This is a genomic window from Bifidobacterium sp. SO4, from assembly GCF_018555355.1.
GTDB lineage: Bacteria > Actinomycetota > Actinomycetes > Actinomycetales > Bifidobacteriaceae > Bifidobacterium > Bifidobacterium miconisargentati.
This window is the reverse complement of record NZ_JAFEJP010000011.1, coordinates 44,624-58,626: the sequence shown is the minus strand read 5'-3', so window position 1 is coordinate 58,626 and position 14,003 is coordinate 44,624. Positions and strand designations below refer to the sequence as shown.

10 protein-coding genes and 1 pseudogene are annotated in these 14,003 nt (G+C 63.5%); 3 read left to right on the top strand and 8 right to left on the bottom strand.

Annotated features, from left to right (window positions below):
• The first annotated feature begins 174 nt into the window (after positions 1 to 174).
• Positions 175 to 825, top strand: a complete 651-nt coding sequence (locus JS536_RS08175; RefSeq protein WP_214356521.1) for an alpha/beta fold hydrolase — start codon at positions 175 to 177, stop codon at positions 823 to 825.
• Between the two features lie 145 nt (positions 826 to 970).
• On the opposite strand, the gene JS536_RS08170 is transcribed toward JS536_RS08175, so the two are convergent.
• Positions 971 to 3,175: a TetM/TetW/TetO/TetS family tetracycline resistance ribosomal protection protein gene (locus JS536_RS08170; RefSeq protein ID WP_214356520.1), complete on the bottom strand. Its 2,205-nt coding sequence runs from the start codon at positions 3,173 to 3,175 to the stop codon at positions 971 to 973.
• 155 nt (positions 3,176 to 3,330) lie between these two features.
• Here JS536_RS08170 and JS536_RS08165 point away from each other — a divergent pair, with 155 nt between their 5' ends.
• Entirely contained in the window at positions 3,331 to 4,035 is a 705-nt protein-coding gene (locus JS536_RS08165) for a 3'-5' exonuclease (RefSeq protein ID WP_214304737.1), read from the top strand.
• Between the two features lie 114 nt (positions 4,036 to 4,149).
• On the opposite strand, the gene JS536_RS08160 is transcribed toward JS536_RS08165, so the two are convergent.
• The 7 genes and pseudogenes from JS536_RS08160 to efp form a co-directional block, all read right to left on the bottom strand.
• Complete coding sequence (locus JS536_RS08160; protein WP_214304738.1) at positions 4,150 to 4,473, bottom strand: hypothetical protein; 324 nt, start codon at positions 4,471 to 4,473, stop codon at positions 4,150 to 4,152.
• A 233-nt stretch (positions 4,474 to 4,706) separates the two neighbouring features.
• Complete coding sequence (gene gmk / locus JS536_RS11880; protein ID WP_346427475.1) at positions 4,707 to 5,333, bottom strand: guanylate kinase; 627 nt, start codon at positions 5,331 to 5,333, stop codon at positions 4,707 to 4,709.
• A gap of 81 nt (positions 5,334 to 5,414) precedes the next feature.
• Positions 5,415 to 6,305 (bottom strand): annotated as a pseudogene (gene pyrF, locus JS536_RS11875) (orotidine-5'-phosphate decarboxylase); the annotation flags it as partial.
• Entirely contained in the window at positions 6,305 to 9,688 is a 3,384-nt protein-coding gene (gene carB, locus JS536_RS08150) for a carbamoyl-phosphate synthase large subunit (RefSeq protein ID WP_214304739.1), read from the bottom strand. The pseudogene pyrF and the gene carB, both read right to left, overlap by 1 nt.
• A gap of 1 nt (position 9,689) precedes the next feature.
• Entirely contained in the window at positions 9,690 to 10,940 is a 1,251-nt protein-coding gene (gene carA / locus JS536_RS08145) for a glutamine-hydrolyzing carbamoyl-phosphate synthase small subunit (protein ID WP_214304740.1), read from the bottom strand.
• 205 nt (positions 10,941 to 11,145) lie between these two features.
• Positions 11,146 to 11,664, bottom strand: a complete 519-nt coding sequence (gene nusB, locus JS536_RS08140) for a transcription antitermination factor NusB (RefSeq protein WP_214356519.1) — start codon at positions 11,662 to 11,664, stop codon at positions 11,146 to 11,148.
• Between the two features lie 55 nt (positions 11,665 to 11,719).
• Positions 11,720 to 12,283, bottom strand: coding sequence for an elongation factor P (gene efp / locus JS536_RS08135; protein ID WP_109057339.1), 564 nt, complete (start codon positions 12,281 to 12,283; stop codon positions 11,720 to 11,722).
• A 530-nt stretch (positions 12,284 to 12,813) separates the two neighbouring features.
• Here efp and JS536_RS08130 point away from each other — a divergent pair.
• Positions 12,814 to 13,944 (top strand): CTP synthase, encoded by a 1,131-nt coding sequence (locus JS536_RS08130; protein WP_240544326.1) that lies wholly within the window; start codon positions 12,814 to 12,816, stop codon positions 13,942 to 13,944.
• The last annotated feature ends 59 nt before the right edge of the window (positions 13,945 to 14,003 follow it).

The window sequence follows — 14,003 nt, the reverse complement described above, 5'->3', positions numbered from 1 at the left end:
TCGGTTTCACAGGGCATCGGCTGGGATGCGCTACCAGCGGAACCGGTTGCGCCGCACGCCCTGGACCGAGGCGAACGTGTGTCAGCCGATGCGCATCGACAAGCGTACGCAACGGGCGACCGGTCGGGCATGGGCCTGTCAGCGGCGAACATGGGCGGACTACACTGTGGAGACATGAAGATTTCCAAGGCTTTGACCCGGTTGAGGGGTCCGCAAACCACTCCGGTGTTCGTGCTGCTGCACGGTTGGGGTTCCAACGAGTACGATCTGCCCGATCTATTGAATTACTGCGGTGCCGGTTCGTCCGACTATGCCAGCCTGCAGGCACCCATCGCCTATGGCATGGGATACACGTGGTTTGGTGACTGGGCGCACGAGGGCGTGCCGGAGGGCGACTCGCTGGACAGGCAGGCGCTTGAGGCGGCGCAGGCCATCGATGCCTGGGTGGCGGAGAACATCCCCTCGGACCGTCCGGCGGTGACTATGGGATTCTCGCAGGGCGGTCTGCTGGCATGCCATCTGCTGCGCGTGAATCCGAAGCGCTATGCGGCCGCCGTGTCCTGCTCGGGATGGCTGGCTCCCGGACCGGTCACCGGTGATACCGAGCTGGCTTTACTCAAGCCGCCGGTGTTCTACGGCCATGGTGCCATCGATGACATTTTCCCGAAGGCGGACGTGGCGGCCATGGGCGAGTTCTGGCGCGGGCATGGCACGCTGACCGAGCAGGTCTATCCCGGTATGGCGCATTCCATCAATATGCCCGAAATGCGCGATATCCAACGCTTCCTGGAGTCCAACGGCTTTGTTCGTCCGCAGATCTGGTAGTCGGTAGCATCACGATGATGGCAAGCCGTCACAAATCTTGCCATCATCGTGATGCGGCCGGTTCCGTCACTCCCCTCAGTCGGCTCCGCCGACAGCTCCCCTCAAAGAGGGGAGCCGCTATCAGCCACATAACCAATATCGTCAACTATGCCGTGGCGTAGTCGAGGTGCTTGAATTCGGGGACTTTGTACCATTTGACGGGGTAGCCGGCGCCGTGGGCGCAGAAGACCGAGTCGGGGGTGTTGTCCAGGTCGGATTCGGGGTCGTAATGGGCTTCGCGGATGACCTCGTCCTCGTTATGGCAGGGTCGGTAGCCGCCGAAGGTGGCGGAGAAGCGGCCGTGGCCGTGCGTGTACTGGTTCACGTCCATGGCGTAGTCACGCATCTCGGCAACCGGTGCCAAGCCTTCGATCACCGCATAGTCACCGTCCATGACGGGAGATTCGAAGGTGCCGCTCATCCGTTGTATGTCGCTCATGGCGCGACCGATCATGTCCGCGGGCACTTCGAGACGGAACCAGTACCACGGTTCCAGCAAACGGCAGTTGCCCGCGCCGGACGTGTCCGGCCGCTCCTCCACCGGCGTTGCAGGATGCCCGCTGACTCCGGCTCGCAGCTCCATGAGTCCCTGACGAATCGCCCGGTAGGTGGCCTGGCGGAAGTCACCGCCTTCGGTGTGCTTGAGATGAGCCTTGCCCGCCACCAGCGTCATCGTGATGTCGGCGAGCGGCGAGCCGGTCAGTACGCCAAGATGCTCGCGCTCGGTCAGATGGGTGAGGATGAGCCGCTGCCAGTTGCGATCCAACTCGTTCTCCGACAACGCGGACTTGACTCGGATGCCGCTGCCCGGTTCGCCTGGTTCAAGCAGGATATGCGCTTCGGCGTAGTGCCGCAGCGGTTCGAAATGTCCCACGCCTTCGATGGGCGCGGTGATGGTCTCGCGGTACAGGATGGAGCCCTGGCCGAATGCCACATCCAATCCGAACCGGTCATGCAGCGTCTGCTGGATGATCTCCAGCTGCACCGCACCCATCAATTGCACATGGACTTCGGCCAGACGTTCCACCCACACCACATGGAGCAGCGGATCCTCATCCTCCAGCTCGTGCAACGCGCGCATCACCTTGTGCAGGGTCAGGTCGTCGAATCGAGGACGCGGAGATTCGGGAGACGATTCCCCGGCATCGGTTTCGACGCTCTTGCCATCCCGGTCGTCACGGGAAGCGGAATCCCCATCCCGAGCCACGTCGGAGGCTCCGTTCCCTTTGGATGTGCCACCGGAATCACTGGGCTTCCGTCCTTCAGCCACGGCTTCCTCCGCCGCATCCGCCGGTAGGACGGTATAGGTCAGCACCGGCTGCAGGGCAGGCGACTCGGCATCCGGCTCCGCACCCAATCCCTCACCGGGGAAGGTGCGGGTCAGACCGGTCACCGCGCATACCGCGCCGGCAGGCACTTCGGTGACCGTCTCGAATTTGGCGCCGTTGTACACGCGCACCTGGTCGATCTTCTCCGATTCGCCGTCGACGTCCACCATCTCCTTGGCCTTCAGCGTGCCTCCGGTCACGCGCAGCCAGGTCATGCGGTTGTGCTGTTGGTCGTGCGCGATCTTGAACACACGGGCTCCGAAGGATTCCGACCACTGTGGTTCGGATGCGAACGTTTCCAGGCCATCCAGGAATTCCTCGACGCCCTCAAGTTTCAGCGCCGAGCCGAAGTAGACCGGGAACAGGCGACGTGCGGCGATCATCGCACGGATGCGTCCCACGCTGAGTGTGCCGGATTCCAGATATTCGTCCATCGCCCGCTCATCCAGGGTGGCGATGTCCTCGACGGACTCCCCCAGCGGCACCCGCGCATCATCGGAGACGGCCTCGCAGGCCGGCAGCGGGAACACCGCGTCACTCAATCGCGCGCGCAACTGGGCCAGTACCGCTTCACGGTCGAATCCTGCGGCGTCGCATTTGTTGACGAAGATGAACGTCGGTACGTCGTACCGGGCCAGCAACCGCCAAAGCGTCTCCGTGTGCCCTTGCACGCCGTCCGTGCCGGAAACCACCAGAATCGCGTAATCCAAAACGCGCAGAACCCGTTCGGTTTCGGCGGCGAAGTCCACGTGTCCCGGCGTATCAAGCAGGGTCAGCTGCATCGAGCCGTGTTCCACCAGCGCCTGATGCGCGAAGATGGTGATGCCACGGGCCTTCTCCAATGCGTTCGTGTCCAGGAAGGCGTCGCCGTGATCCACGCGGCCGAGCTTGCGGATTTCGCCGGTCCGGTACAGCAGCGCCTCGGACAACGTGGTCTTGCCAGCGTCCACATGCGCCACGATGCCCGCCACAATCCGTTTCATCACGAACTCCTCCCCGCCGGTCTTCTGCCGTTTCCATGCTGAATACCCAATATATCCGCACCTTTTCGCGAGGGAATAATTTTACCGGCCGGCGGGTCTGCCGGTAGAATGAGTCACCGAACATCGAGACCGTCGAGCCAATGCGAGGAGTAACCGTGACCACTGCCGGCATCACCGTTTTCGGCCAGCCTTCCGATTCCATGCGAGACGCCGGAGAGTCACCCACGCTGGATGCCGCGGGATTCCCGTCCGATTACGTGACCCTCGATCTGGAGACCACCGGCTTCTATCCGAACAGTTGCGCCATCACCGAAATCGGCGCCGTCCGCGTGCGGGACGGCAGGATCGTGGACCAGTTCCAGCAGCTCATCAACCCACTGCGCCCGATTCCGCGCCAGATCACCGCGTTGACCGGCATCAGCGATGCGATGGTCGCCGACCTCGATCCCATCGACGAAGTGCTCCCCCGCTTCATCTCATGGCTCGGCAAACCCAAGACCAACGCCGTTCCCGAACCGATCGTGGGTCATAACGTGAGCTTCGACCTGCGGTTCCTGGATTACAACACCCGCCGAATCGCCGGTTCGGGTTTCGCCTGCACGGATTACGACACCATGCAGATCAGCCGCACGCTCTTCCCCGAGCAGCGTCATCATCGTCTGGCCGATCTCATCGTACGGTTCGGTATCGCGGACAACGAGGAGCATCGGGCGTTGAGCGACGCCATCCAGACCCAGGAATGCTTCGAATGGATGCGTCGGTACATCGCCGCGCATCATGAGACGAGCCGACTTGACTGGCGTCCGGTGGCGGCCAAGTCCAGCACGCCGATCCTGCATCAGCAGCTGGTGATCCGGTAGGTTTCGGCAACCGAGCAGACATACGACAATGCGCCGGGTCATCGGATTGGTTCGATGACCCGGCGCATGCATCATGCCGACGCTGATGTCGGACGGCAATGTCGGACGTGAGAGTCAGCCGCGTTTGGCGACCAGTTTCTCGGCGTCCTCGGTAAGGGCTGCCATGATGGCGTGCTGCGATTCCTTGACGTACTCGAATCCGTTGGCGGCGGCGAACGCCTGCTTGGTCTGCGGATCATAGGAGACGGCCTTGGTCACATGCGCGATGGCGACCAACACGTTCGGCCATTGCGAGTCGGGCGCGTCGTTGCCGAGTTCGGCGTAGAAACGAATGGTTTCCACGTCATTGGGGTTGGCACCATTGCCTGGAGCGGACTTCAGAGCCTCAACGATGCCACCCAGGTACTGCTTCATCGGATACTTGGTTGGAATGCTCATACCTTTTACGGTAGGAGCGCCGACCCCGATTGTGAAGCGTCGCAGGCTGTTTTTACCGTAGGAACAATCACTAGGATATATAGACACAATGGCGTGATTCGTATAGCAAGCCCGAGGTGCGGCCAATCGGACCAATACGACGGAAGGGCCGCCGGGAAATCATGCATCCCGGCGGCCCTTCCTCAACCAACGTCATCCGACGTCACCGCACAGTCACGGTCATGGCAAAACCATCACAGGCCGTATTCCTTGGCGATGACGGACCACAGTTCATCGGCGGCGCGGTTGATATCGTCGTTGACGATGGTCACGTCGAATTCGCCCTCGGCGGCAAGCTCCACCTTGGCGGTCTCCAGCCTCTTAGCCACCTCGGCCTCGGATTCGGTGCCGCGGCCCTTAAGACGGCGGACCAGCTCGTCGAAGCTCGGCGGTGCGATGAACACGTACACCACGTCCACACCGAGTTCCTTCGCACGTTCCTTGATGCGGCGCGCACCCTGCAGGTCGATCTCCAGCACGGTGGGGACGCCTTCGGCCAGATGCTCCTGCACCGGCTTGAGCGGCGTGCCGTAGTGGGCGAGCCCGTGCACCAGCGCGGTCTCCAGGAATTCGCCGGCCTTCTCCTTGGCGGCGAACTCGTCCTCGCTCATGAACCAGTAGTTCACGCCGTTCACCTCGCCGGGGCGGGGCTTGCGGGTGGTGGCGGAGACGGACATCCAGATGCTCGGATGCTTTTTGCGCATCACGTTCTCCACGGTGCCCTTACCCACGCCGGCCGGGCCGGTGAGCACCACCAGGCGTCCCTTCGGCTTGGTCTCGGACTCGCTCTGGGTGGGTGCCGCGGCGGATTCCGCAGCCACGGTGGTCTTCTCGGTTTTCCCGCTCGGTGCCGTCTTCACGGTGCCTTTGCCGTCCTTTTCCTCGTTCTCGCCTTCGTTCATGGCCTCGTACAGCGCCTGGCGCACATCAAGCGCGATGGACTCGGTGGCCTGTTTGAGCGCGCTGATGGAAGGTCCGTGGGACGCGATGAAGCGGGACACGGTCACCAGCACGTTGCCGCGCGTGCCCTTGAACACGGTCTTCAGGTCCTTGGCCTCGGCTCCCTGCCAGCCGTAGCCGGGAGACAGAATCGGGCCGGTGAAGCTGGCCGGGTTCACGCCGGAATCCTGGATCCACTGGCCAATGGTGGCGCCGATGATCAGGCCCACGGAGCCCATGCCCTCGATGTCCACGTTGTGCTTCTGCGCGGTGGCGGCGATGCCGTACGCCACGGTGCGGCCCTTGTAGTCGCCGCTCTGGCGGATGGCGGTCTGCAGGCTCATGCCCTCCGGATTGGAGGTCAGGGATGCGATGAACACGCCGCGGCCGTTCTCCAGCGCCTCGTTGATCAGTCCGTTGAGGGACCGGGCACCGTAGTACGGCAGCAGGGTGATGGCGTCCGCGAGCATCGGGGCACCGGGCTTGAAGTAAGCGTCCGCGATGGCGGAGATGGTGGTGGGCAGACCGCCGTGCAGGCAGTCCACGATGGTGATGACGCCCATCTGGCGTGCCGCGTAGAGCACGCGCTCGAGCGCTTCGAATCCCTTGGATCCGTAGCGCTCGAACATGGGCGTCTGGAACTTCACGGCCGCGGCGCAACCGCTGGCGGCCTGAAGCATACGCATGGAGAACAGTTCGGCGCCTTCGGCGTCGACGTTGTAGCCCCAGTCGGTGAGGAGCTTGCGATGCGGGTCGATGCCCACGCACAACGGCCCGTATTTGGCCATTGAATTGCTCAACCGCAAACCGAAATCAGACCGTTGCGCCTGCAACTCCTCATCGCTGGATACCATCAGAATTCCTGCCTCTCCAATTCGAACAGCTGCTTCGAATGGTCCTGAATGCTCATGATCTGGTAATCATTATGCTTCACGGCCTCGATTGCGAGCAGTGCGGCCTGGAATTCGGTGATGGTGGTGAACTGCGGCAAATCCGCTGCAATGGCGGCGGCGCGGATGGAGTAACCATCGGAACGGGAGCCACGGGAGTTCGGCGTGTTGAGGATCATGTCGATCTTGCCGTCCTCGATGAGCTGGACCACGTTCTTGCCCACGGAGCCCTCGGCGTGGTGGACCACCACCGGGGCCTCCGGGTCGGAGTCCACGCGGGTGCTGATCTTGTCCACGATGTTCGAGTCGATGCCGTAGCGACGCAGCACGGAGGCGGTGCCCTCGGTGGCCCAGATCTTGAATCCAAGCTCCTCGAGACGCACGGCGATGAGCGGCAGCTGGCGCTTGTCGGTGTCGTTCACGGAGATGAACACGTTGCCGTGGGTGGGCAGGCCGCCGTCGTATGCGGCGAGCTGGCTCTTGGCGAAGGCGTGCGGGAAGTCGCGGTCGAAGCCCATGACCTCGCCGGTGGAGCGCATCTCCGGTCCGAGCAGGATGTCCACGGTCTTGCCGACCGGGGTGCGGAAGCGCTTGAACGGCAGCACGGACTCCTTGACGGCGACCTGCTGGCCGCGGTGCATCACACCGCCGTCGCCCTTGGGCAGCAGCAGGCCGTTGGCGCGCTGGTCGGCGATGGACTCGCCGGCCATGATGCGTGCGGCGGCCTTGGCCAGCGCCACGCCGGTGGCCTTGGAGGCGAACGGCACGGTGCGGGAGGCGCGCGGGTTGGCCTCGATCACGTACAGCGTGTTGGCCATGAAGGCGTACTGCACGTTGATCAGGCCCTGCACGTGGCAGCCCTTGGCGATGGCATAGGTGCCCTCGCGCAGGCGGCGGATCTGGTCGTCGGACAGGGTGGACGGCGGCAGGGTGCAGGCGGCGTCGCCGGAGTGCACGCCGGCTTCCTCGACGTGCTCCATGATGCCGCCGATGTACAGCTCCTCGCCGTCGAACAGCGCGTCGACGTCGATCTCGATGGCGTCCTGCAGGAACTTGTCGATGAGCAGCGGGGAGGGCAGACGGCCGGACACCACGGTGTCGGCCTTGGCCTCGGCCAAGGCGCGGTCCACGTACTTGGTCAGCTGCTTGTCATCGTAGACGATCTCCATGCCGCGGCCGCCGAGCACGTAGCTCGGGCGCACCAGCACCGGGTAGCCGATGCGGTGGGCGGCGTCCATGGCCTCCTCGAGGCTCAGTGCGGTGCCGTAGCGCGGGGCGTTCATCTCCGCCTTCTTGAGCACCTCGCCGAACAGCTCGCGGTTCTCGGCCAGGTCGATGGATTCCGGCGTGGTGCCGAGGATCGGCACGCCTGCGGCCTTGAGGCGCGCGGCGAGGGAGAGCGGGGTCTGGCCGCCGAGCTGCACGATGACGCCCTTGACCGGGCCCATCTTCTTCTCGGCCTCGTAGATCTCGAGCACGTCCTCGAAGGTGAGCGGCTCGAAGTACAGACGGTCGGACATGTCGTAATCGGTGGACACGGTCTCCGGGTTGCAGTTGACCATGATCGTGTCGTAATCCTTGCCGAGCTCCTGCACCGCGTGCACGCAGGTGTAGTCGAACTCGATGCCCTGGCCGATGCGGTTCGGGCCGGAGCCGAGGATGATCACGGCCTCACGTTCGCGCGGGCGCAGCTCGGTCTCGTCGGCGTAGCAGGAGTAGTAGTACGGCGTGACGGCGTCGAACTCGGCGGCGCAGGTATCCACGGTCTTGTAGACCGGGCGAATGCCATAGTTCCAGCGCAGCTCGCGGATGGTGTTCTCGCCCTCGTCGCCGAGGCCGCGCAGGTGGGCCACCTGCACGTCGGACAGGCCGGCAAGTTTGGCCTTCTTCAGCAGCTTCGGGGTCAGGTGCTCGGCGTCACGGACGGTCATGGCCATGTCGTTGATGAGCGTGATCTGCTTGAGGAACCACGGGTCGATCTTGGTGGCCGCATACAGCTGCTCGATGGTGGCGCCGCCCCAGATGGCGCGCATGAGCTGCAGGTAGCGATGCTCGGTCGGCACCTTGACGGCCTCGAGCAGGTCGGCGACCTCCTCGGCGGACGGCTTCTCTCCGTCCCAGTTGAAGCCCATGTGACGCTTGTCGATAGAGCGCATGGCCTTGCCCAGGGACTCCTGGAAGTTGCCGGCCAGGGCCATGGCCTCGCCCACGGACTTCATGGAGGTGGTCAGGGTGGGGTCGGCGCCCGGGAACTTCTCGAAGGCGAAGCGCGGCACCTTGGTGACCACGTAGTCGATGGTCGGCTCGAAGGAGGCCGGCGTGGACTGGGTGATGTCGTTGCGGATCTCGTCCAGCGTGTAGCCGAGGGCCAGCTTGGTGGCGATCTTGGCGATCGGGAAGCCGGTGGCCTTGGAGGCCAGGGCGGAGGAGCGGGAGACGCGCGGGTTCATCTCGATGACGATGATGCGGCCGGTGTCCGGGTGGATGGCGAACTGGATGTTGCAGCCGCCGGTGTCCACGCCCACGCCGCGGATGATGGCGATGCCGATGTCACGCAGCTTCTGGTACTCACGGTCGGTCAGCGTGAAGCAGGGGGCCACGGTGATGGAGTCGCCGGTGTGCACGCCCACGGGGTCCACGTTCTCGATCGGGCAGACGACCACTACGTTGTCGTTGCGGTCGCGCATGAGCTCGAGCTCGAATTCCTTCCAGCCCTCGATGCCCTCCTCGATGAGCACCTCGTCGGTCGGCGAGTAGTGGATGCCGGCGCCGGCGATGCGGTGCAGCTCCTCCTCGTCGTGCGCAATGCCGGAGCCCAGGCCGCCCATGGTGAAGCTCGGGCGTACGACCAGCGGGTAGCCAAGCTCCTCGGCGATGCGATCGCATTCCTCGAGCGTGTGGGCGATGCGGGAACGGGCGGATTCGGCGCCGGCCTCGTCCACGACCTTCTTGAACAGCTCGCGGTCCTCGCCGCGATCGATGGCCTCCAGGGAGGCGCCGATGAGCTCGACGTTGTACTTCTTGAGCACGCCGGCCTCGCCGAGTGCCATGGCGGCGTTGAGGGCCGTCTGGCCGCCGAGGGTGGGCAGCAGCGCGTCAGGGCGTTCCTTGGCGATGATCTGCTCGAGGATCGGGGTGGCGATCGGCTCGATGTAGGTGGCGTCGGCCATCTCGGGGTCGGTCATGATGGTTGCCGGGTTCGAGTTCACGAGGATGACGCGGATGCCCTCCTCGCGAAGGACGCGGCATGCCTGGGTGCCCGAGTAATCGAACTCCGCGGCCTGACCGATCACGATCGGGCCGGAGCCGATGACCATCACGGATTTGATGTCGGTGCGCTTCGGCATATCACTTACCTTCCTTGATGTTGCTGTTGGCGCGGGCGTCGCGCGGGTTGTTCTTCATGAGTTCGCAGAAACGGTCGAACAGGTAGGCCGCGTCGTGCGGGCCGGCTGCGGCCTCCGGGTGGTACTGCACGGAGAAGGCGGGGATGTCCACGCACTGCAGGCCCTCGACCACGTCGTCGTTCAGATCGATGTGGGAGACGAACACCTTGCCGTACTTGCCGTCCTCGAACGGGGCGTCCACGGTCTTGCCGATGGGGGCGTCGACCGCGAAGCCGTGGTTGTGGGCGGTGACCTCCACCTTGCCGGTGGTCACGTCCTTGACCGGCTGGTTGATGCCGCGGTGGCCGAACTTGAGCTTGTAGGTGCCGAAACCGAGCGCGCGGCCCAGCAGCTGGTTGCCGAAGCAGATGCCGAAGAACGGGTAGCCGGCGTCCAGCACCTGGCGCAGCAGCTCGATCTCCGGGCCGGCCTGCTCCGGGTCGCCCGGGCCGTTGGAGAAGAACACGCCGTCCGGGTTCAGGGCCTCGATCTGCTCGAAGGTGGTGGTGGAAGGCACCACGTGCACGCGGCAGCCTCGCTCGGCCATGCGGTGCGGGGTCATGCCCTTGATGCCGAGGTCCACGGCGGCCACGGTGTACAGCGGCTCCTTGCCCTCGTACTCGCCGCACGGCTCGATGGTGTACGTCTCCTTGGTGGAGACCTCGTCGTACAGGCTCAGGCCCTGCATCTTGGGGGTGGCCTTGACGGCGGCGAGCAGCTCCTCGACGTCGCGCAGCTTGCCGGTGTCCGGGTTGGTCAGGGCGCTGCCGGAGTAGATGCCGGCGCGCATCACGCCAGCGGAGCGCAGGTGGCGCACCAGCTTGCGGGTGTCGATGTGGCTCAGGGAGACGATGCCGTTCTTCTTGAGGTCGTCGTCCAGGCTGCCTTCGGCGCGCCAGTTGCTCACGTTCGGGGAGGGGTCGCGCACCACGTAGCCGGCCACCCAGATGCGGGAGGACTCGGGATCCTCGCTGTTGACGCCGGTATCGCCGATGTGCGGGAAGGTCTGCACCACGATCTGACGGTCGTAGCTGGGATCGGTGAGCGTTTCCTGGTATCCGGTCATGCCGGTGGCGAAGACGATCTCACCGGTCGTCTCGCCGAGAGCGCCGTACGGCTCTCCCACATATACCTGTCCGTCTTCCAAAACGAGGACTGCATCGTCCTGGTCATACGTCGGAATTGCGATGGTTCCGGACTCGTTCTGGCTCACCAAAACCCCCTTATGTTTCGTCGGGTATTCGTACCAAGGTTAACGGCCAGCGAAGACTCACACGCCGCGGCGTGCGAACCTTTCTCGGGCCCGCTGGCGGGGCCTCCGGCCGGTTGGCCGGTCGAAAAGAGTGTGAAAGGTATGGGAACGGGCGTGCCCGCTCATAAAAAAGCCTCCCGTAAGGGGAGGCTTGAAAAGGAAAACACTAGGCGACCGTCGGCTGATCATCAGCGGACGGCTCGGCGGCATCGGACTGCTCGGCTTCCGTGGTCTCGCCGGCGGAAGCATCGGCATCGTCCCCGGCGTTCTCGCCGGTCTGGACGGAGTCCTTGCCGGCGCACACCGCGGACAGCAGGCCGTGGATGAACGCGGGCGAATCGTCGTCGCACAGGGTCTTGGCCAAGGCCAGGGCCTCGTCGATGGCGACCTTGTCCGGCACCTCGCTGTTGAACAGGATCTCCCATGCCGCGATACGCAGGATGTTGCGATCGACCACGCCCATGCGGCGGACCTTCCAACCCGTGGAATGCTCGTCCAAGGTGGAGTCGATCAGACGGCGGTGCTCCGCCACTCCCCTGACGATCTCGATGGCGTAGTCGGGAAGCGGGGTCTGGGCACCGGGATGGGCGATGCGCTCATCCAGCAGGGAGAGGATGTCCTGGCTTTTTTCGTCGGCCTCATACAGGGTGTTCAATGCCCTCTTGCGCGCGGTGGAACGTGCCATGCTGCTAGTCCTCCAGTGTTACCGGTGTTTTCGAAGATGCGTGAATCGCGGAGAATCAGTTCTCGCGGCCGGTGTAGGAACCGTCCTCGGTGTTGATCTTGACGCGGTCGCCCTCGTTGATGAACAGCGGCACCTGGATCTCGGCACCGGTCTCGACGGTGGCCGGCTTGGTGCCGGCGTTGGAGCGGTTGCCCTGCAGGCCCGGCTCGGTGTGGGTGATGGTCAGGACCACGGAGCCCGGCAGGTCCACGTTCAGCGGGGTGCCGTCGTGGAAGGAGACGAGGCAGTCGGTGCCTTCGAGCAGGAACTTGGCCTTGTCGCCCACCAGGGACTTCGGGACCATGATCTGGTCGTAGGTGGTCATGTCCATGAACACGAAGTTGTCGCCGTCCTCGTAGGAGTACTGGAGGGTGCGGTTGTCCACGGTCTCGAATTCCATCTTCATGCCCGCGTTGAAGGTCTTGTCGACGATCTTGCCGGAGAGCACGTTCTTGATGGTGGTGCGCACGAAGGCGGGGCCCTTGCCCGGCTTGACGTGCTGGAACTTCATGACGGTCCACAGCTGGCCGTCCAGGTTCAGGACGGAACCGTTCTTGATGTCGTTGGTAGTCTGTGCCACGTTATTCACCTATTTTCAAATTCGACTCACTGGGGCAATGCCCAAAAATTGCCTTGGCAATTATGCCACAACGGGTATACAGCGGGGCGGCACGGTGTGGTTCGCGAACCGTCGGATCTCCTGCGCCCGCGCATCGGCACACCGGTTCGCGGACATCGCCGGCCGTGGCCATGAGACCCCATCGTCATGCGTTCCGCGTCCACTTGCACGAAGTATCACACCTCGCGCAGGGCGCATCGCGACGCTCGGATCCCTCCGGAAATCGGTTGTTCCGCCCCCAGCCGGACTGTATGTTCGCGCTCCGACGGAGGTGCCGCGAACTTACAGTCCGTTCGGACCGCCCAAAAGACTGTATGTTCGCGACTGCCTCGTTGAGACGCGAACATACAGTCGCCACGAAGCCCCATACCATAACAGTGACGGCAAAACCGCCGTATTCGGGACTCACATCCGCAAGCGGGACGCGAAGCTGGAACCACATACCCCGTTCAGACTTGCGCGACCCACATGGTTCGAAGGACCATGGCCGCATGAGACACCACATCGAACTTGAGGCCCTCTGCGACGATGCCGAGCGGAACCATCGCTGCTTCTACCCCACATCCAACGCCCTGCAACAAGCCACATACGTACGGCTTCGCAACGGATACCTGGTCCGCCCGCACCGAAATGTCTACTCCCGTGCCTCGTATTGGGCCACATTGAACCCTGCAGAACGTTCACGCCACATTATCCGCACCTTGTCGCGGCAATTCCCGACTCATGTCTTCTCCGGACTCAGCGCCGCCGCAATACTGCAATTGGAATACAGCTGGCATCTGCACGATGACGGCTCAATATTCATTGCATCATCCACCGGCAGCCCCAAACGCGCATACCGGGGAATCCGGCGAATCGGCATGACCGACCCACCCGTATCCTCAGTCATTCATTTCCGCCGCGGAGACGGCATCAGAGCCAAAGCGGTTCCCGGCCCTTTGACCATGAATCCGCGGCAAACGCCATCATCGCAAGCGACGCTGTTCGGCATCGCCTGCAGCGACATCACCGATATCATACGTATAACCTCACCGGCCCGGACTCTGGTCGATTGCGGCCTCCGGTACACCTTCGCCCAATCTTTGCCGATGTTCGATTCGGCATTGCGCAATCACCTGACCACACCACAGCAGGTGATGGATATCTGCGACGGCATGCGCACGGAATGCGGGAGCATCATGAGGCTTCTTCATTATGCGGACCCGCTCAGCGAGAACGGCGGCGAATCGTTGTGCAGGGCCGTGGTCATCGAAGAGGGATTCGCCGTACCTCAGCTCCAGCATGTATTCACCGATGCCGACGCCTCTTGGACGCGCTATCGCGTGGATTTCGTATGGCATACGGAAGACGGGCGCATTATTGTGCTGGAATTTGACGGCACCGCCAAATACACGGACCCCTCAATGACCAGACACAGCAACGTGCATAACGTGGTGCGCGCGGAACGCGATCGCGAGGATGCGCTACGGAGAGCCGGCGTGACGACGATCATCCGCACGAACTACGAGGAAGTGACGTTACGGACCCCATTGGTGCGCAAACTTCTCGATGCAAGGGTGCCCATGACCGGTATGAACACGAGGTACGAACGCGCGACCGATATCACCGGTCGTGAATTGTAACAGCCGCCCGTTCGCTCTCATTCATATTCCCAGGAGCTCAGCCATTTCGGCGCGGTCAC